At 63.2% G+C, this 18,750-nt stretch carries 18 protein-coding genes; 15 read left to right on the forward strand and 3 right to left on the reverse strand.

Going from position 1 to position 18,750, the window contains the following annotated elements:
• Positions 1-1,621: 1,621 nt before the first annotated feature.
• On the reverse strand, positions 1,622-3,130 hold the full coding sequence (locus tag AAGD32_15705) for a sigma-54 dependent transcriptional regulator (GenBank protein MEM8875691.1): 1,509 nt from the start codon (positions 3,128-3,130) through the stop codon (positions 1,622-1,624).
• A gap of 35 nt (positions 3,131-3,165) precedes the next feature.
• On the opposite strand from AAGD32_15705, the gene ald reads away from it, so the two are divergent.
• The 14 genes from ald to AAGD32_15775 all read left to right on the forward strand — a co-directional run bounded on the left by ald (position 3,166) and on the right by AAGD32_15775 (position 16,558).
• Entirely contained in the window at positions 3,166-4,266 is a 1,101-nt protein-coding gene (gene ald / locus AAGD32_15710) for an alanine dehydrogenase (GenBank protein ID MEM8875692.1), read from the forward strand.
• A 107-nt stretch (positions 4,267-4,373) separates the two neighbouring features.
• Complete coding sequence (locus tag AAGD32_15715) at positions 4,374-4,682, forward strand: tetratricopeptide repeat protein (protein MEM8875693.1); 309 nt, start codon at positions 4,374-4,376, stop codon at positions 4,680-4,682.
• Positions 4,683-4,792: 110 nt separating this feature from the next.
• Positions 4,793-6,118, forward strand: coding sequence for a trypsin-like peptidase domain-containing protein (locus tag AAGD32_15720; protein ID MEM8875694.1), 1,326 nt, complete (start codon positions 4,793-4,795; stop codon positions 6,116-6,118).
• Between the two features lie 36 nt (positions 6,119-6,154).
• Positions 6,155-6,862, forward strand: coding sequence for a class I SAM-dependent methyltransferase (locus AAGD32_15725; GenBank protein ID MEM8875695.1), 708 nt, complete (start codon positions 6,155-6,157; stop codon positions 6,860-6,862).
• Between the two features lie 39 nt (positions 6,863-6,901).
• Positions 6,902-9,790, forward strand: coding sequence for an alanine--tRNA ligase (alaS, locus tag AAGD32_15730; protein ID MEM8875696.1), 2,889 nt, complete (start codon positions 6,902-6,904; stop codon positions 9,788-9,790).
• Positions 9,791-9,886: 96 nt separating this feature from the next.
• The gene (locus AAGD32_15735; GenBank protein MEM8875697.1) at positions 9,887-10,360 is read left to right on the forward strand and encodes a hypothetical protein; all 474 of its coding nucleotides are present in this window, start codon (positions 9,887-9,889) and stop codon (positions 10,358-10,360) included.
• 178 nt (positions 10,361-10,538) lie between these two features.
• On the forward strand, positions 10,539-10,733 hold the full coding sequence (gene rpmF / locus AAGD32_15740) for a 50S ribosomal protein L32 (protein MEM8875698.1): 195 nt from the start codon (positions 10,539-10,541) through the stop codon (positions 10,731-10,733).
• A 45-nt stretch (positions 10,734-10,778) separates the two neighbouring features.
• Positions 10,779-11,822, forward strand: coding sequence for a phosphate acyltransferase PlsX (gene plsX / locus AAGD32_15745; GenBank protein MEM8875699.1), 1,044 nt, complete (start codon positions 10,779-10,781; stop codon positions 11,820-11,822).
• A 9-nt stretch (positions 11,823-11,831) separates the two neighbouring features.
• Entirely contained in the window at positions 11,832-12,818 is a 987-nt protein-coding gene (locus AAGD32_15750; GenBank protein ID MEM8875700.1) for a beta-ketoacyl-ACP synthase III, read from the forward strand.
• Positions 12,819-12,823: 5 nt separating this feature from the next.
• Entirely contained in the window at positions 12,824-13,726 is a 903-nt protein-coding gene (fabD, locus tag AAGD32_15755; GenBank protein MEM8875701.1) for an ACP S-malonyltransferase, read from the forward strand.
• The gene (gene fabG / locus AAGD32_15760) at positions 13,719-14,465 is read left to right on the forward strand and encodes a 3-oxoacyl-[acyl-carrier-protein] reductase (protein ID MEM8875702.1); all 747 of its coding nucleotides are present in this window, start codon (positions 13,719-13,721) and stop codon (positions 14,463-14,465) included. Before fabD ends, fabG begins: the two co-directional genes overlap by 8 nt.
• Positions 14,466-14,654: 189 nt before the next feature.
• Positions 14,655-14,891 carry an acyl carrier protein gene (gene acpP, locus AAGD32_15765; GenBank protein MEM8875703.1) on the forward strand — a complete coding sequence of 79 codons (237 nt, stop codon included), beginning with the start codon at positions 14,655-14,657 and terminating at the stop codon, positions 14,889-14,891.
• A 101-nt stretch (positions 14,892-14,992) separates the two neighbouring features.
• Positions 14,993-16,240 carry a beta-ketoacyl-ACP synthase II gene (gene fabF, locus AAGD32_15770; GenBank protein ID MEM8875704.1) on the forward strand — a complete coding sequence of 416 codons (1,248 nt, stop codon included), beginning with the start codon at positions 14,993-14,995 and terminating at the stop codon, positions 16,238-16,240.
• A gap of 21 nt (positions 16,241-16,261) precedes the next feature.
• Positions 16,262-16,558, forward strand: coding sequence for a FliM/FliN family flagellar motor switch protein (locus tag AAGD32_15775; GenBank protein MEM8875705.1), 297 nt, complete (start codon positions 16,262-16,264; stop codon positions 16,556-16,558).
• A gap of 85 nt (positions 16,559-16,643) precedes the next feature.
• On the opposite strand, the gene AAGD32_15780 is transcribed toward AAGD32_15775, so the two are convergent.
• Positions 16,644-17,783, reverse strand: coding sequence for a CCA tRNA nucleotidyltransferase (locus tag AAGD32_15780; GenBank protein MEM8875706.1), 1,140 nt, complete (start codon positions 17,781-17,783; stop codon positions 16,644-16,646).
• Positions 17,780-18,352, reverse strand: coding sequence for a 16S rRNA (guanine(966)-N(2))-methyltransferase RsmD (gene rsmD / locus AAGD32_15785; GenBank protein MEM8875707.1), 573 nt, complete (start codon positions 18,350-18,352; stop codon positions 17,780-17,782). Before rsmD ends, AAGD32_15780 begins: the two co-directional genes overlap by 4 nt.
• Before the next feature lie 32 nt (positions 18,353-18,384).
• Here rsmD and AAGD32_15790 point away from each other — a divergent pair.
• On the forward strand, positions 18,385-18,750 hold a 366-nt coding region (locus tag AAGD32_15790; GenBank protein MEM8875708.1), incomplete at its 3' end, for a YkgJ family cysteine cluster protein.

The following is an 18,750-nucleotide window of genomic DNA, read 5'->3' on the forward strand; positions in this document are numbered from 1 at the left end:
CTGAACGGGAGTGCCCGGCACTGCACCAGGTTTGTGCACCAGAACAGCTGACTGGGAGTGCCCGGCACCAGATTTGTGCACCAGAACAACTTACTGGGAGTGCCCGGCACCAGGTTTGTGCACCACAACAGCTGACTGGGAGTGCCCGGCACCAGATTTGGGCACCAGAACAGCTGACTGGGAGTGCCCGGCACCAGTTTTGTGCACCGGAACAACTGACAGGGAGTACACTTAGATCAACGTGTTTCAGTTTATGGGCTTGACTCATTTTGCGTGGGCAGCCGAAATGGTCCCCTAACTTAGGTCACTCGCCCTGAACGGGATGTGAAATAAACATTTAAGCCCACGGAGACCTGCAGGCTGAGGACTACAGCCGGAAAATCTACACGGCCCCCGCTCCGGCGATATCGCCCACGCCGCAGACCCTGCCCCACACATTTTGCAAGAGGGCGTAATGATTCCAAGCATAAAAGTCCAGTACACTAACGAGATATTTGGATTAGTACGCCACCCAAAGGTACTCATCACAATCGCCAGCATTATGGTACCCGACATTCCTACCGTTTTTCTCCTGAAATATTCCGAACAATTCTCGTAAGCATATTCAACAGACGCGTCTGAGCTTTGTCATATCGCACCGTCTCAATCGCAACCGATCTACATGATTTAAAGCGGAGCAGGGCGGTTACTTGAGAGATAAATCTCTGACACATTCAACGGGACAGCGCACAAGCTATAAACATGATGAACGAGCCGACAGGAAACATATGCAGGTATGCCGTACCCAATCCCTCCGGCCGTTTCTATGTTGGGGGGTTTAACGACGCACCAACTGCCAGGGTCATACGGCACCGTTTCTATGTGATGTGCTGGATAAATGCATTACTGGCTTTAGTTGATACAATGGGGGGGGGAAGACAATGTTTCCAGCTGAGGACATCAAAATAGACAAGGGATTCCATAAAGGTCTAACCCACAAGACCATTCGGAGGCAGGAACCCTGGAGATCTCACGAGCAACATTGTGTTGGGCATTCAAAACCATGGGCGCGGTGTTCTTCACACCACTGAAAGCACTGGTTCGCCCCTCCAGGATCCAAGGCAGTTATGGCATGTCAGTCAAGCACACGTATTTCAAGTAAGGACAAAAATCACTGCTTAGTCAATTTCTGATCCCTAAATTCGACAGAGCTCCAATAATTTTGGGGAATAGTCATATTGTAAAACCATGCAAATCATGCTGTGACGCGAAGCACTACCAGTGATTTAACGTAGAAGGTTTACGCCGTCTCAGCGAAATGTGCCTTTGTCACATGGTTGAAGCGATGTCTACGGGCACGCTTCTTTTTCCACCACCGCAAATTCGACAGCATGTGACGGAGCAGACCAGGGGCGTAGCCAGGATTTCGCTCAGGGAGGGGCGGCGCCCCGAAAAGGGCCCCTGAGACAGCGCAAAAAGGGCCCTGATGGGTAAAAAGGACCCTGCTTGTTACAGAATAGTGCTGAAGAGGGCTTAAAAGGGCCTGTCTGGTATAAAATTCCAAATTTGGCCACAGAGCTTAGTGCGGACGAGCCGAGCTTCGCGCGGCTCGCCTCAGTCCTCACTCCTGAGTCCTCCTGTCTCACGCCGCCGGTCCTAGGTCGAGGCGGTACTTGCGAATCTTCTTGTAGAGGGTCGTGCGATTGATCTCGAGCTCGTCGGCCGTGACGTTGCGGTTCCAGTCGTTGCGTTCGAGGGCGGCGAGGATGATGCGACGCTCGGGCTCTTCGAGCGCGTCCTTGAGCGGCATTGGTGCGATGGGCAGGACCAGGTGCTCGCCGCCGGTGAAGTCGCGCTTCTTGCCGGTGACCGTGTCGGGCAGGTCCGCTGCGTCGATGCGTGTCGCGCGGCAGAGGATCACCGCCCGCTCGATCGCGTTCTGCAGCTCGCGCACGCTGCCGGGCCAGTCGTAGCTCTGCAGGGCGACCATCGCGTCGTCGGTGAAACCGATGACCTGTCGGCCGATCTCCTCCACGTGCTGTTTGAGGAACTTCTCGGCCAAAAGCGGTACGTCGCCGGCCCGCTCGCGCAGCGGCGGCAGATCCAGCGTCACCACGTTGATGCGGTAGAACAGATCCTGCCTGAACGTGCCCGCTTCGACCAGCGGCTCCAGCTTCTGATTCGTCGCCAGCACGACGCGAACGTCGGCTCGCAGCTGCTCGACGCCGCCGACGGGCTCGTAGGTTTTCTCCTGCAGCACGCGCAGCAGTTTTACCTGCATGGATAGAGGGGCGGAGTTGATCTCGTCGAGGAAGATCGTGCCGCCCTCGGCGAGCGCGAATCGGCCGGGCTTGTCGCTGTCGGCCCCGGTGAACGCACCCTTCTTGTGGCCGAACAGCTCCGACTCCAGCAGTGTTTCGGGCAAAGCACCGCAGCTGATCTCGACGAACGGCTTATCCCGGCGGGGCGAGCGCTTGTGCAGCGCCTTGGCGAGCATCGACTTGCCCGTGCCGGACTCACCGACGAGCAGCACGGTCGCGCTCGTGTCGGCCGCGGCGTGGAGCGTGTCGAAGATCTTGAGCATCCGCGGGTCGCGGCTGATGACGTTCTCCAGTGCGAACTGCCCGTCGACCTGCTTGCGCAGTGCATGGTTTTCGAAGACGAGCCGCTGCTGTTGCAGGGCCTTCTGCACGACCATGCGGATCTCGTCGTCGATGAGCGGCTTGGTCAGGTACTCAAACGCGCCCGCACGGGTCGCTTCGACCGCGCCCTCGATGCTGCCGAAGCCGGTGACGACGACGCAGACCGTTTCAGGAAAGTCGCGCCGCAGTTCGCGCAGCAGCTTGGCGTTGTCGCCGGGTACGCAGGCGGGGTCGAGCAGCAGCAGGTCGACGGTGTTGCCCGTCAGTTGGCTGCGTGCGTCGTCGAGCGTGTCGGTTCCGATAACGTCATGGCCCTCGCGAACCAGCAACGCCGAGAGCGAGTCGCGCAGGATGCGGTCGTCGTCCAATAAAACGATACGTCGGCGAGTGTCATCGGCCACCGTGGGCATGTGGTTGGTATCGGTCGGGTGGGGCGGGAGGAGTAGTGGGTAGATGAGTAGCGAGTAGTGAGTAGGCAGAAGGGACGTCTTCAGCTTCTGTCTACGCACTACTCGCTACTGACCTACTCGCTACCATCACCGCGATGAAGATCGGCGTACCTCGTGAAGTGAAGTCCGACGAATACCGCATCGCGCTCATGCCCGTCGGTGCGGCCTTACTGACCAAAGCCGGGCACTCGGTCCAGATTCAGTCCGACGCGGGGACCGCCAGCGGCTTCCCCGACGAGGCGTACGAAGCGGCCGGCGCGACGATCGTGCATGACGTCGATGCGCTCTTCGCCGAGGCGGACATGATCATGAAGGTCAAGGAGCCGCAGCCGGAGGAGATCCAGCGGTTCAAGCCTGGGCAGGTGATTTTCACCTACTTCCACTTTGCCGCGAGCAGCGACCTGACGCAGGCGTGTCTCGAGAGTGAGATCGTGGCCGTGGCGTACGAGACGGTGCTCGACAAGGCCGGGCTGTTGCCGTTGCTCACGCCGATGAGTGAGGTGGCAGGGAAGATGAGCGTGCAGGAGGGGGCGAAGTTTCTCGAGAAGCCACAACAGGGTCGGGGCATTCTGCTCGGCGGCGTGCCGGGCGTGGCCCCGGCGAAGGTGGTCATTCTCGGTGCCGGCGTGGTGGGGACCAACGCCGCGAAGATCGCCGCCGGGCTCGGGGCCAACACCGTGCTCATGGACATCAACCTCGAACGCCTGCGCTATCTCTCGGAGGTCATGCCCGCAAACGTCGAGACGATCTATTCCGATCCGCACACGATCGAGGAGCACGTCACCACCGCCGACCTCATCGTTGGTGCCGTCCTCGTGCCCGGTGCGAAAGCGCCGCGGCTGGTGCCGCGCGACATGCTGAAGCGCATGCAGGACGGCGCGGTGATCGTCGACGTCGCGGTCGATCAGGGCGGCTGCATCGAGACCTCGCGTCCGACGACGCACAAGGAGCCGGTCTTCCAGGTCGACGGGATCAACCACTACTGCGTGACGAACATGCCCGGCGCCGTCGGCCGGACCAGCACGATCGCGCTGTGCAACGCGACGTTGCCGTATGCGTTGAAGCTGGCGAACAAGGGTTACCGCCAGGCGGCCGAGGACGATCCCGGTTTTGCCGCGGGGATCAACATGGTCGGCGGTCGCGTGACCAACGCCGCCGTCGCCGAGTCGCTGTCGATGCCGCACCAGGCCCTGTGAGCAGAAGTAGCGAGTAGCGAAGTTGTGAGCAGCGAGTAGGGGGAAGCTGCCGATACTCTTGTTGCTACTCGCTACCCACTACTCACCTCCTCGCTACCTTCCCACTCATGCCCAACCGTCTCGCCGAACTTGAGAAGCTGCACGCCCGCGAGCCGGACGACCCGTTTCTGGTGTACGCCATTGGCACCGAGCACGAGAAGGCCGGCAAATACGACGAAGCGATCGCCCGATTCGACCAAGTGTTGGAGATGGACCCGAGTTACGTTTACGCCCACTTTCGCAAGGGCCAGGTCTACGAACAACAGGGTGACCTCGACGCCGCCCGCGCGGCCTACGAGGTCGGCATCACCGCCGCCGAGGACCACGACGACCCCAAGGCCCGCGAGGAAATCGCCGGTGCGTTGGACCTGCTGTAGTTCCGCCGTATCGCCGTCCGATAAGTTGAGTTCGCCCCCTTGGTCTACGTGGGCGAATCAACCAACGCCTTTCATCGGCCGATGCCGAATCGGAAGGTTCTGGTTCGGACATGCGGACATTGTTGACCGCCATCCTCCTCACGCTTTGCACGGCGTTGCCCGCCGTGGCGGAGGAGCTACCGATCGAGACACGGTCGCGGACGCTGGAACTTGCCGGCTTGGAGGAGGCGTTCCGGACTGCCGGCCGCGACCTTGCACCGAGCGTCGTGGCGATCTCGGCCGTGGGACCGATGGATGTCGCCAACGCCGACCACGACGGGGCCCGACTGACCGGCGAGCAGCTCGACAACATGCTCGGTCGAAAGCCGCGCGTCGTCGGCACCGGCTTCGCGTTCGAGGCCGATGGGTACATCCTGACCAACCAGCACGTCATCGCTGACGCCGACCGGCTTTGGGTGACGACCGACGACGGCACCGTGCTCCCGGCGCTGGTCCTCGGCAGTGACCCGCGCGGCGATCTGGCCGTGCTCAAGGTCGCGGTCGACTTGCCGATCGTACCGCTCGCTGACACGCCCGCCGAGCGTGGGCAGTGGTGCATCGCCTTGGGTAATCCCGTCGGTCTCGCGACCGCCGGGGAGATGGCACTATCCGTCGGCGTCGTCAGCGCGACCGACCGCGCCCTGCCCAAGCTCGCCCGTGAGGAAGACCGCCACTACCACGGCCTGATCCAGACCACCGCCGAGATCAACCCCGGCAACTCCGGCGGTCCGCTCTTCGACCTGCAGGGCAACGTCATCGGCATTGTCGCCGCGGTGATCCTGCCGCAGAAACAGACGCACGGCCTGAGCTTCGCGCTGCCGGTCGACGACGTGTTGCGGGCCAAGGTCGATCGACTCAAGCGCGGCCTCGCGGTCGAGTACGCGACGTTCGGCCTGCGACTCAGCGACGCCGAACGCGGCGGGGCGGTCGTCCGCGAGCTCGCGCCCGACAGTGCGGTGGGCGAACTGCTGCGGGTGGGCGACGTGATCGAAGCCGTGAACGAATCACCCATGCACGACGCGGCGGCGTTCATCCGCACGGCCAATCGCCTTGCACCGCTGGAGCCGGTCTGGCTGACGGTCCGGCGGGCGGACGCGACCTTCGACGTCGAGGTCACACCCCAGCGCCAGCCGTCGCACAAGCACGCCGCCGTCACCGTCGACACGCGTCGGCTCAACTGGCGCGGCGTGACGTTCGGCCCGTTGCCGGATCACTTCGAGGGCGATGGCGTGGTCGCGCTGGTGATTCGCCCCGACAGCCCGATGGCCGACACCTGGCACGCTGGCACCGTCGTGACTGACATCGCCGGCCAGCCGGTGAGCGACTTGGTCGCCCTGCAAAGCGTCTTGCTGAACGCGGACGAGCCGACGATGGTCACCGCACTCGACAGCGATTGAACCTGACCGCCGGGGCACCGGCGTCTACCGTGACAGATGCCCGAGTCGTCACGCCGCGAATCCTGGTTTGGCAAGCTTCTCCGAAAGCGTCGGGAGAAACGCATGTTCGCCGACGCCTCGCCGCAGGCGGCGTTTGACTACATCTACCAGACCAACAAGTGGGGCGATCCGGACTCCTACTCCGGCAGCGGCTCGAACCTCGCCCAGACGCAGGCGATCCGGGCCGAGCTGCCGGCGTTGCTCGAGCGACACGGCATCCGCTCGCTGCTCGATGCCCCGTGCGGCGATTTCTTCTGGATGCGGCACGTCGAGCTGCCGGTCGATCGCTACATCGGCGGCGACATCGTGAAAGCCCTGGTCGAGTCCAACAACGCCGAGCACGGCCAACCGCCGCAGCGCACCTTCATACACCTCGATCTGACGTCCGACACGCTGCCCGAGGTCGACGCGTTGCTCTGCCGCGACTGCATGGTGCATCTGGACGTGCCACGCAATGCCGAGCTGATCGAGAATGTGCGATCGAGTGATCTGACCTACTTGCTGGCCACATCGCACCAAGCGGTCGAGACGAACGTCGAAAAGGAAATCGGCCGACACCGACTGATCAATCTGGCCAAGGCCCCGTACCACTGGCCCGAGCCGATCGACGCGATCACCGAGGACATCGAGGGCGGCAAAGACACCGGCAAAGTCCTGGGCCTCTGGCGTGTGGCCGATCTGCCGGCGTGTGCCGTCGGGGCGTGACGTGCCACCGGAACGGGGAAGGCCATACACTTCCCGCCCATGACGCTCAGCAGCGCCGACATTCGTCAACAGTTCATCGACTTCTTCACCCAGAAGCACGCCCACACGTTCGTCCCGAGCAGTTCGGTCGTCCCGCACGATGACCCGACGCTTCTGTTTGCCAATGCGGGGATGAACCAGTTCAAGCCGATCTTCCTCGGCGAGGAACAGCGCGAGTACGTCCGGGCCGTCAACAGCCAGAAGTGCATCCGCGCAGGCGGCAAGCACAACGACCTCGACGACGTCGGCAAGGACACGTACCACCACACGTTCTTCGAGATGCTGGGCAACTGGAGTTTTGGGGACTACTTCAAGGCCGAGGCGATCGCTTGGGCGTGGGAGTTGTTGACCAAAGTCTGGGGCGTCGATCCGGAGCGGCTGCACGCGACGTACTTCGAGGGTGACTCGAACGAAGGGCTCGAGCCTGACGAGGAAGCGCGGCAGCTTTGGCTCCACTACCTGCCGGCCGAGCGCATCCACCCCGGAAACAAGAAGGACAACTTCTGGGAGATGGGCGACACCGGTCCGTGCGGCCCGTGCTCCGAAATCCACTACGACCGCTCCCCCGACAAGGCCGGCGGCGACCTCGTCAACGCCGACGGGCAGGACACGGTGGTCGAGATCTGGAACCTCGTGTTCATCCAGTTCAACCGCGGTCAGAACGGCCTTGCGCCGCTGCCGGCCAAGCACGTCGACACCGGCATGGGCTTCGAGCGGATCGTCGCGGTATTGCAGGGCAAGGCGTCCAACTACGACACCGATGTGTTCGCCCCGTACATGGACGCGATCGGCGAGCTCACCAGCAAGACGTACGGGTCGAAGTTGGACGACCCGATCGACACCGCCTTCCGCGCGATCGCCGACCACGCGCGGATGGCGACTTTCAGCATCGCCGACGGAGCGGTGCCGGAGAACAAGGGCCGCGGTAGTGTGCTGCGCAGCGTCATCCGCCGCGCGGTGCGGTTCGGGTACCAGCGCTTCGACTTGCGCGAGCCGTTCCTGCACAAGCTCGTGAGCGTCGTGCAGGAGCAGATGGGCGATGCGTTCCCCGAGGTGAAGCACACGAATGCCGCTGAGATCATCGAACGCGAGGAGCGAAGCTTTCTCGAGACCATCGAACGTGGGCTGACACGTTACGACCAGGGTTGGAAGTTTGGAGTCGGCGAGGAGTATGCGTCGTTGAAGGGCTGGAAGCTGATTGGCGGCGTAACAGGTGGCTGGCCAGAAAGCGGCGAAGTGCCGTTCAACACAGAGCTTCGCGCGGGGCTTGAGGAATTGGACTTCTTAATCGAGGGGAATGACCTTGCCAAGAAGGAGAACATCCGGACGGTCAAAATCGAAGAAATGGAAAGTGCGCTTCGTGCCTCTGGTAGGTCTGCGTCGGTTTCCGGCGTGGATGCCTTCGACCTTCACACAACCTACGGCTTCCCCATCGACCTCACGCGGCAACTCGCGGAGGAGCGCGGGTTGACCGTCGACATGGCCGAGTACGAACGACTCTTCGATGAGTTCAAGATGACCAGCGGCAAGGGCCGCAAGAAGGGTGGCGAGGAGGCGATCGACCTCTCGGCGTTTCCCGAGACCGACGACAAGCCCAAGTACGCCGGCCGCGAGACGACCGCGAAAATCCTCGGCTTTGTCGAAGGCGGTAAGCCGCGTGCCGACGGCACGCTGGCCGCGGGCACCGAGGCGTCCGTGCTGCTCGATCGCACGAGCTTCTACGCCGAGCAGGGCGGGCAGGTCGGCGACGTCGGCAGTATCGAAACCGACACCGGCAAGTTCCTCGTCGCCGACACCGAACGCCGCGGCAACCACGTTCTGCACTGGGGCGAGGTCGACACCGGCGAGATCGCCGTCGGCCAACAGGCGCACGTTGATGTCGACGCCCGCCGGGCCGACATCATGCGCAACCACACCGGCACCCACCTGCTCAACCTCGGCCTGCGCAAAGTCCTCGGCGACCACGTCGACCAGAAGGGCAGCCTCGTCGATCACGAAAAGCTCCGCTTCGACTTCGCCCACGGCCAGGCGGTGACCGCCGACGAGATCGCCGAGGTCGAGCGGATCGTCAACGACCAGATTCGTTGCAATGCGTGTGTGCAGAGCGTCGAACTGCCGTTGGCCGAGGCGCAGGCGATCGACGGCGTGCGTGCGGTCTTCGGCGAGAAGTACCCCGACCCGGTGCGTGTGATCGCCGTGGCGGACGACGATGTGAAAACGCTCAACGCCGCCGATTGCAGCGTCGAGTTCTGCGGCGGCACGCACGTCTCCCGTGCCGGCGACATCGGCTTCTTCAAGATCGTCGCCGAGGAAAGCGTGAGCAAAGGCGTCCGCCGCATCACCGCCGTCACCGGCCGACTCGCGACTGAACACATGCTCGACGAGGACAAGACGCTCAAGCAGCTTTCCCAGCAACTGAGCGTCCCGGTTGAGCAAGTCCCGGACCGCGTCGCGGCCTTGCAGGCCGAGGTGAAAGATCTCAAGAAAAAGCTCAAGTCCGGTGGCGGCAGCGGTGCCGCGACGGACACGGGTAAGCTGCTCGACCAAGCCCGCGACGTCGGCGGCACGCACCTGCTCGTCCTCGACGCCGGCGGCGCGACGGCCGACCAGATGCGGGCCGTGATCGACAGCGCGAAGAAAAAGCTCGGCAACTACGCCGTCCTGCTCGCGGCGGTCGACGGCGAGAAGGTCGTGTTCGTCGCCGGCTGCGGCGATGACGCGATCGCCAAGGGCCTCAAAGCCGGCGACTGGGTCAAAGCCGCCGCCCAAGTCGCCGGCGGCGGCGGTGGCGGTCGCCCCAACCTCGCCCAAGCCGGCGGTAAGGACCCGTCCAAGCTCGCTGCGGCCTTGGAAAAGGCAACGGCCGTTGCGGAGTCGGCGCTGGCGTAGATCCTAGCGGTTTCGGCCCTTCCGCACGGTTGTGCGGGGGCTACGGTCGGGTTACGTTAGCCCCCGCACAACGTGCGGAAGGCTGAACGCCGAGCGATGCCCGTCTACCTCATCACCCTCCACGCCTACGGCACATGGCTGCCCGACCGCAAGCAGGGCAGCGTCCACTGGCGACGCGGGCTACAAGGCAAGAGCGATTCACTCGCAAGGGCTTACCGGCGCAAGCAACGGCAGGCACCTGCCGAGTTCGACGTACTCACGCAGAATCACATAGCGAACGAGTTCCAGTCCGCAGCACCGCACCAGGGATTCACCGCTTACGCCGCCGCGCTCGATCCGACTCATGTTCATCTGCTGCTCGGATGGCGTGGCGACCGCTCGGCTTCCCGAATGCGGATTAACCTGAAGCATTCCCTCACCCAACGGCTCAACCGCGAGGTTCGTCGCCGGACATGGTTTTCTAAAGGCGGGCATGAGAAACGTGTCCATGATCCGCAGCACATGGCATTGCTGCGCGAGACCTACCTGCCCTCGCATCTCGGGGTAACTTGGGACTGCGATCGGGAGTGAGTGGGTTCACGGCCTTCCGCACGTTGTGCGGGAGCCACGCATGAGAGGTAGTCCCCGCATAACGTGCGGAAGGCCGATCTCGCGAAGACCCCCGCCACATTTGACATCTCACGCTGCCCAGACCTACCGTCGCGGCTCACGTCGTCCCCACTTTTTCGCATTTTGGTAGGAGCGCGTCATGCTTCCGGTTCAACGTATCAGCAAATCTCGTAAGCGTAAGCGCCGCAGTCATCACGCCCTGCGTGCCCCGGCGTATGTCAACTGCCCCGCCTGCGGCACGGCCAAGCTGCCCCACGCGGCTTGCACCAACTGCGGCTTCGTCAATCATCGGATCTCCCTTAAGGCAGCCGATGTGACGGCGGACGACGAATAGGCGACTTTCCCTTTCCAGAACCTTCCCCAGCCGGAGCGATTCATCGTGCGAGCGGCAGTTGATGTCATGGGCGGCGACAAGGCACCTGAAGCGGTGTTGCGTGGTTGCTTCGACGCGGCCGAGTTGCTCGACGGCGACGACCGCATTCTGCTCGTCGGCGACGAGTCGATCATCCGCCCCGCGCTCGACACGTCCGGCGTCGATGTTTCCCGCTACGAGGTGGTGCCGACGACCCAAGTCGTGGACATGTGCGAGCCGCCGGTCGAGGCGATCCGCAACAAGCCAGACTCGTCACTCGCGGTCGTCGCCAAGCTTGCAGCCAAGGGTGACGCGTGCGTGGCGATCTCAGCGGGCAATACAGGGGCCGGTGTCGCCGCCGCTCAGCTCCGCATGCGAACACTTCCCGGCGTGCAACGTCCGGGCATCGCGGTGATCATGCCGACGGTGTACGGGCCGGTCGTGTACTGCGATGTCGGTGCCAATCCCGAGCCCCGGCCGATGCATCTCCTGCAATACGCGGTCATGGCGTCGGCCTACTTCGAAGCGACCACGGGCAAAACCGACGCGCGTGTCGGCCTGCTCAACATCGGCTCTGAGGACGGCAAGGGTACGGCGATGGTCAAGGAGACCCGCAAGCTCCTGCGTGACGCGAAGGGCGTGAACTTCATAGGCAATGTCGAGGGCCGGGGCCTGTTCCGCGGCGAGTGTGACGTGGTCATCACCGACGGATTCGTCGGCAACATCGTGCTCAAGTTCGCCGAGGGCTTGTTCGAAGGCCTGTTCGCGACAGTGAAGAAAGAACTCGCCGTCGAGAGCGAGGACTTGGTCGAGCGATTCAAGCCGGTCATGGGCCGGATTGCTCACGATCTCGACTGGCAGGAATACGGCGGCGCGCCGTTGTTGGGTGTCGGCGGATACTTCCTGATCGGTCACGGTGCCAGCGACGCCCGTGCGATCCGTAACACCATCCGTGCTGGTAAGAAGGCGGTCGCCAGCAACGTGAACGAAACGATCATTCAGCGGATCGCCGCCGCCAAGTCCGATGTGGCTTCGGACGCCGAGGCGGATGAGGCAGTGAGCACCGCCTAAGTTACCGACGTGTCGAAGATCTCCGCCATCATCACCGGTACCGGTTCGCACGTGCCGGAGAAGCGTCTGACCAATGCCGAACTGGCCATGCTGGTCGAAACCTCCGACGAATGGATCACCCAGCGGACCGGCATCAAGGAACGCCGGATCGTCAGCAGTGACGAGACCAGCGCGAGCCTCGGCTCCCACGCGGCGACCAAGGCCCTCAAGGCCGCCAAGCTCGAGCCCAAGGATCTCGATCTGATCATCTGTGCGACGATCACGCCGGAAATGGTGACGCCCTCGACCGCGTGTTTCATCGCACACTCGCTCGGCCTCGACAGCATCCCCGCGTATGACATGAACGCCGCCTGCAGCGGGTTCGTATATGCCATGGAACAGGCTGCGGCGTTCATCGAATCCGGCCGTCACAAAAACGTCCTCGTCGTTGGCGCCGAAACCATCAGCCGGATCACCGATTGGACGGACCGCACGACATGCATCCTCTTCGGCGATGGCGCGGGCGCGGTGGTCATGCAAGCATCCGACGAACCTGAAACCGGGTTGCTTTATTCCGAAATGCACTCTGACGGTGGCGGCTGGGAGATTCTGCACTGTGCGGTTGGGAGTCGTAACCCGATCAACGAAAAGATGGTGGCTGCCGGTAGCCAGTTTCTGAAGATGCGCGGCCGCGAGGTGTTCAAGTTCGCGGTGACCAAGCTCAACGAGGTCGTCGACTCGACGTTCGCGGCCACCGGTTACCAGCCGGCCGATGTGAAAATGATCATCCCGCACCAGATGAACCAGCGGATCATCGCGGCACTGGTGGACCGGCTCGAGTTGCCGATGGACAAGGCGCTGGTCAACATCGACCGTTACGGCAACACGTCCGCCGCGAGCATTCCGATCGCCCTTGATGAAGCGGTCAAAGCCGGCGGTCTCGAAAAGGGTGATTTGGTGTTATTCCTCGGCGTGGGTGCGGGATTGACGTGGGGGAGTGCGCTTCTGCGGCTCTGATGATTATGGCTGACAAGAACTACATTCTCTGCCCGGGGCAGGGTGCCCAGCATGTGGGTATGGGCAAGGACTTCGCGGAGGTGTCCGACGCGGCCCGACAAACCTTCGAGCAAGCCGACGCGCTCATGCCCGGGCTGTCGAGCTACTGCTTAGACGGACCCGAGGAAACGCTCAACCAGACCGACGTGTCGCAGCCAGCGATCTTCACGGCCAGCGTTGCGTGCCATCGTGCGGCCGACCTGCCGACGCCGACGGCGCTTGCGGGACTTTCGCTCGGTGAATACACCGCGCTGCACTTGGCGAGTGTGTTTGATTTCGACACCGGCCTGCGTCTCGTGCAGGCGCGCGGCCGGTACATGCAGGATGCGGCCACCGCGATGCCCTCGGGCATGGTCAGCCTGCTAGGCGGCGATGAGGAGCAGGTCACCGCGTTATGCGAGAAGGCTGCCGAGGGCGAGGTTCTCGTGCCGGCTAACTTCAACTGCCCGGGACAGATCGTCGTGAGCGGCACGCTTTCGGCTTGTGATCGCGTGGCCAAGCTTGCTGCCGACGACGGCCTGCGGGTCTTTCCGCTGAAGGTCGCTGGGGCGTTCCACAGTCCGCTGATGCAGCCGGCCGCCGAGCAGATGGGCGAGTTGTTGGACCAAATGATTTTCAACGAGCCGGTCGTGCCGGTGTGGTCGAACGTGACCGCCGAGCTGCACGGGAGCGTCGATGAGATCAAGAGGCGTCTGATCGAGCAGATCACCCAGCCGGTCCGTTGGAGCCAGACGATGAAAAAATTGGTTGGTGACGGCGCGAGCTTCACCGAGCTTGCCCCGGGCCGTGTGTTGACCGGGCTGATGAAAAAGATCGACCGCAAGGCACCGGTACGAACGCTGAACACCGCGGGAGCACTCGATGGCTGAGAAAAATGAGAAACGTGTCGCGATCGTGACCGGTGCGAGCCGGGGGATCGGGCGGGAGATTGCCAAGCACCTCGCGGCCGGCGGCTGCCATATCGTGGCGGTGGCCCGCGACGCGGCAAAGCTCGGCGACCTTGTGAAAGAGATCGAGGGTGAGGGCGGCACCGCCGAGGCGAAATCGCTCGACCTGACGGATTTCGAGGGTGCCGCCAAGCTTGTTGAAGATGTCGCCGACGCCCACGGTCGCCTCGACGTCTTGGTGAATAACGCTGGCATCACCAAGGACAACTTGCTCATGCGAATGGAGGACGCCGAGTTCGACGACGTGATCGGTACGAACCTCAAGAGCGTGTTCGTGCTGACCCGGGCCGCGAGCCGGTTCCTGATGCGCAGCAAATCCGGTCGCCTGATCAACATCGGCAGCGTCAGCGGCGTCGCGGGCAACAAGGGACAGTCTAACTATGCCGCGAGCAAGGCCGCGCTCTCGGGCTTCACAAAGTCCGTCGCCAAAGAGCTCGGCGGTAAGGGCCTGACCGCCAACGTCGTCGCGCCAGGCTTCATCGAAACCGACATGACCGACGTACTGCCCGACGAGATCAAGAAGACCGTCAAGGAGCATGTTCCGCTGCGGCGCTTCGGTCAGGCCGAGGAAATCGCCGCGGTGGTTGCGTTCCTCGCCAGCGAGTCGGCCGGCTACGTGACCGGGCAGGTGCTGTGCGTCGACGGCGGGCTGGCGATGTGAGCCGACCCGGTTGTTTGCTTTGAGTTTGACGGCGGGCTATGGTCCGCGCCGCCGGGGAGGCCCCGGAATCCATCACGAAAAGCCCGCTAACGGGCAACTTGTGGGGCTTTGTCGCCCGTTTCCGCTCCCTATCATCCCCGACACCTCGCCGGACGGCCCCAACCCGATCGGCCTGAACAGGATACCAACATGGAAGAGATCGAAAGCAAGGTCATCGACATCGTCAGCGAACAGATGGGCGTGGACAAGGGTGAGATCACCCGCGAAACCCACTTCATCAACGACCTCAACGCCGACAGCCTTGACACCGTCGAACTGGTCATGGAGTTCGAGGACGAGTTCGAACTGTCCATCCCCGATGAAGAGGCCGAGAAGATCCAGACCGTCGGCCAGGCGATCGATTACATCTCCGAACACAAGGGCTGATCGCTCAGAAGTATTCAGTGGAAAGTAACGAGTAAGGGGTCGAAGTACTCGCGGCTCCCTCACTCGTTACTTGCTACTTCCATCCCCGTCACTTTTCCGCCATGTCCCGTCGCGTTGTCATCACCGGTCTCGGCGTCATCACCTCCATGGGCGAGAGTGTGGACGCCATGTGGAAGAACCTCGTCGCCGGCACCTCCGGCATCGGGCCGATCAAGCGCTGGGACACCTCCGAGTTTCCCGTGAAGTTTGGTGGCGAATGCACTGACTTTGACCCGACCAACCACGGCATCGATGGTCGCGAGGCCAAGCGACTCGACCGTTTCGCGCTGTTCGGCATCGCCGCCGGTGAGCAGGCGTGGAAAGACGCCGGCCTGGCTGAGGCGTCGGTCGACGTCAAGCGGGCCGGTGTGCTGATCGGATCCGGCATCGGTGGGATCGAGACGCTCCAGGAGCAATGCACGATCCTCAACACCAAGGGCTACAAAAGGCTCAGCCCGTTCACGGTGCCGCGCCTCATGGGCAATGCCGCAAGCGGTAACCTCTCCATTCGCCTTGGTCTGATGGGCCCCAACACCGCCGTCGCAACCGCCTGTGCGACGGGTGCGAACGCGATCGGCGACGCGATGAAGGTGATCCAGCGCGACGCGGCCGACGTGATGATCGCCGGCGGCTCCGAGGCCGCGATGTGCGAGCTCGGGCTCGGCAGCTTCGTCGCCGCTCGCGCGCTCTCGACCCGCAACGACGAGCCGACCAAAGCGTCGCGTCCCTGGGACGTCGGACGCGACGGCTTCGTCGAAGGCGAAGGGGCCGGCGTGGTTGTTCTCGAGGAGTACGAACACGCCAAGAAACGTGGTGCCCGCATCTACGCCGAACTCGTGGGCTACGGCCTCACCGCCGACGCTCACCACATCACCGCACCCCACGAGACCGGCGAAGGCGCGAGCTTCGCGATGAACACCGCGCTCGCCGATGCCCGGATCGAGCCGGAGAAGATCGACTACATCAACGCCCACGGCACCAGCACGCCGCTCGGCGATGCGGCCGAGACGTTGGCCGTGAAGCGATCCTTCGGCGACCACGCCAAGAAGCTTGCCATCAGCTCCACCAAGTCGATGCTCGGCCACCTGCTCGGTGCGGCCGGCAGCGTCGAAGCGGTCATTTCAGTCCTTGCACTTCGTGATCAGACGATCCCGCCGACGATCAACCTCGACGAGCCGGACGTGGAGAAGGGCTGCGATCTCGACTACACGCCGCACACCGCCGTCGAGCGGAAGATGACCTACGCCATGAGCAACGGCTTCGGCTTCGGCGGCCACAACGCGACGCTGATTTTCAAGAAGCCGGACTGACGCGACCGATAAATCATCGGCGTGCCCGTTCTCTCCAACAAGTCGGCCTCGAACATCGACCTGCGTCGCGTCCTCGACATCGAGGTGCCCTTGATCGTCAAGCTCGCCGAACGCAAGCTCGACGTGAAGGAAGTCCTCCGCCTGAACATCGGCACCATCATCGAGTTCGAGAAAGACAGCGAAGCGTCGTTGCAGCTGCTCGTGAACAACCGCCAGATCGGCGAGGGCGAAGCGGTAAAGGTAAGCGAGAACTTCGGCCTGCGCGTCACCAAAATCGCCAGCAAGCAGGATCGGGCGGAGGCGTTGACGGGGCAGTGAGCAGACTGCGTTGCAGAGCAACGCAGCTTGGCGCGATCCAATGGATGTGCCGGATCTCGCGTAGCTGCGTTGCTCCGCAACGCGGTTACCGCAGCGACATAGCGAGTGCGAGCGCTTCTTCTCTAGTCGACACGCGCTCTTCCAACTGCGCGTCGTACACCGCCTCGAGTACACACGAAAACGCCGGCCCCGGCTCCCAACCGGCCGCGATCAGATCGCCGCCGGTGAGTAGCGGTTCCGGCCCGATCGGCATTGACTTTGCGGCTTCGACCGCTTCGGGCAAGGCGGCTGATCGAGATTGAGCGAATGCCTCCGTGTCCGAGCAGGCCGGGTCCGCAACGAATCGCCGTGCCGTCGCGAGCGAACCATCATCTCGCAATCGATCGAACCAGTGCATCACCGCGACCATGCGATCCGCCTCGACGTTACTGATCTTCATGTTCGATCGGCACACGCTGACATCACTGGTCAACATCGCCAACGAACCGCCAAACGATGCGCCTCGGACGAAGCCGAGGGATGAGCGCAGCGAATCCCCGGGCCCTGATCGAAACACGACCGACAGCAAGTCGGACGTCGTCAACAGCGCCACCGCGCGTTCCGCGTCGTCGCCCGTCAGCATCCGCCGCATTTCGTCGCCGACGCGTTCGGGGGCGATAAGCTTGAGCTTGTCGGCGTTGGCCACGATTGCCGTCCGAGTCGCCGGCTCTATCTCGAGGCCGAAGCGTGCGGCGAAGCGCACGGCGCGAAGCAAGCGTAGGTGATCCTCCGCAAACCGCTCGGCCGGATCGCCGATGGCGCGGAGCACCTTCGCTTTCAGGTCCGCCTGGCCGCCGACATGGTCGTGGATGACCTCGTCGATCGGGTCGAAGAACAGGCCGTTGATCGTGAAGTCGCGGCGCTTGGCGTCTTCCTCGGCGGTGGTGAACTCGACCGCGTCGGGGCGTCGGCCGTCGGTGTAGTTGCCGTCGTTGCGAAAGGTGGCGACTTCCGTTTGCACGCCGTCGAGGCGGACGAGGATGACGCCAAAGTGCTCGCCGACGGCCTGCGTGCGCGGGAACAGCTCACGAACTCTCGAAGGCGGGGCATCGGTCGCGACGTCATAGTCCTTCGGGTCGAGCCCGAGCAGCTCATCGCGCACGCAACCCCCGGCGAAGTACGCCACATGTCCGGCGTTTCGCAACGTCCGCACGATCTGCTTCGCGATGTCACGCTCTGCACTCACGGTGTCGACCCCCCGGGTCTTCCAATGTAGGTCAACGCCATCGAGCCGTAGTCCTTGAGCCCCAACACGGGCAGGTTGCCGACGTCCGGCGTGTCGCGTGCGTCGTGCCGGAAATGGATCTCGCCGTCGTTACTCAGTTGCGGTGCGAGTACTTCGAGCAGTCGCCGCAGGCGGTCGGCGTCGCCGGTCACCATCGGGTAGGGCGGGTCGAAGAACACCAGGTCGGCCGGTCGCGGGAGTCGGTGGGTCGCGAAGTGGGCGAACACGTCGGCGTCGACGATCGTGCTGCGGTCGTCGGCGTCGATGGCGGCGATGTTCTCACGCAGGCGCTTCACCGCCGAACGGTCCCGCTCGAAGAAATGCACATGACTCGCCCCACGACTGAGCGCTTCGAGCCCGAAGCTGCCCGTGCCGGCGAACACGTCGAGCACTTCGGCGTGTGCGATCTGCCCGGCGGCGTCGAGGCGGTCGAAGATGCGCTGCTTGATCCGGTCGGTGATTGGCCGGGTCGCGTCGGTCGCCGGGCCGAGCAACCTGCGGCCCCGATGTTCCCCGGCGATGATTCGCATGGTGAATCCTACGAACCGTGTATCATCGGGCGATGTCGGAACCGATGGGAAGCCTGTGTGATAAGTGTGCGGCTCTGTGTTGTCGGTACGTCGCGCTGCCGATCGACAACCCGGACACGGTCAAGGACTACGACAACATCCGCTGGTATCTGATCCACGAGAACATTCACGTGTTCGTCGAGGACGGCCAGTGGTACATCGGCTTCGCGACCAAGTGCAAGCACCTCCAACCCGACAATCGCTGCGGCATCTACGAGACCCGCCCACGCATCTGCCGGGAGTACACCACCGACAACTGCGACTACAACGGCGGCGAGTACGAGTACGAGCATCTCTTCACCAGCGGCGAGCAGCTTCGCAAGTTCGCTGAGGAGGAGTTGGGCAAGCCGTTGATCAAG

The sequence above is a fragment of the Planctomycetota bacterium genome (genome assembly GCA_039182125.1).
Taxonomy (GTDB): domain Bacteria; phylum Planctomycetota; class Phycisphaerae; order Tepidisphaerales; family Tepidisphaeraceae; genus JBCDCH01.

What these genes read in the sequence shown, in the direction of transcription:
- ald (MEM8875692.1), top strand. Translation starts at nt 3,166, where the DNA reads ATGAAGATCGGCGTACCTCGTGAAGTGAAGTCCGACGAATACCGCATC.
- AAGD32_15715 (MEM8875693.1), top strand. Translation starts at nt 4,374, where the DNA reads ATGCCCAACCGTCTCGCCGAACTTGAGAAGCTGCACGCCCGCGAGCCG.
- AAGD32_15720 (MEM8875694.1), top strand. Translation starts at nt 4,793, where the DNA reads ATGCGGACATTGTTGACCGCCATCCTCCTCACGCTTTGCACGGCGTTG.
- AAGD32_15725 (MEM8875695.1), top strand. Translation starts at nt 6,155, where the DNA reads ATGCCCGAGTCGTCACGCCGCGAATCCTGGTTTGGCAAGCTTCTCCGA.
- alaS (MEM8875696.1), top strand. Translation starts at nt 6,902, where the DNA reads ATGACGCTCAGCAGCGCCGACATTCGTCAACAGTTCATCGACTTCTTC.
- AAGD32_15735 (MEM8875697.1), top strand. Translation starts at nt 9,887, where the DNA reads ATGCCCGTCTACCTCATCACCCTCCACGCCTACGGCACATGGCTGCCC.
- rpmF (MEM8875698.1), top strand. Translation starts at nt 10,539, where the DNA reads ATGCTTCCGGTTCAACGTATCAGCAAATCTCGTAAGCGTAAGCGCCGC.
- fabD (MEM8875701.1), top strand. Translation starts at nt 12,824, where the DNA reads ATGGCTGACAAGAACTACATTCTCTGCCCGGGGCAGGGTGCCCAGCAT.
- fabG (MEM8875702.1), top strand. Translation starts at nt 13,719, where the DNA reads ATGGCTGAGAAAAATGAGAAACGTGTCGCGATCGTGACCGGTGCGAGC.
- acpP (MEM8875703.1), top strand. Translation starts at nt 14,655, where the DNA reads ATGGAAGAGATCGAAAGCAAGGTCATCGACATCGTCAGCGAACAGATG.
- fabF (MEM8875704.1), top strand. Translation starts at nt 14,993, where the DNA reads ATGTCCCGTCGCGTTGTCATCACCGGTCTCGGCGTCATCACCTCCATG.
- rsmD (MEM8875707.1), bottom strand. Translation starts at nt 18,352, where the DNA reads ATGCGAATCATCGCCGGGGAACATCGGGGCCGCAGGTTGCTCGGCCCG.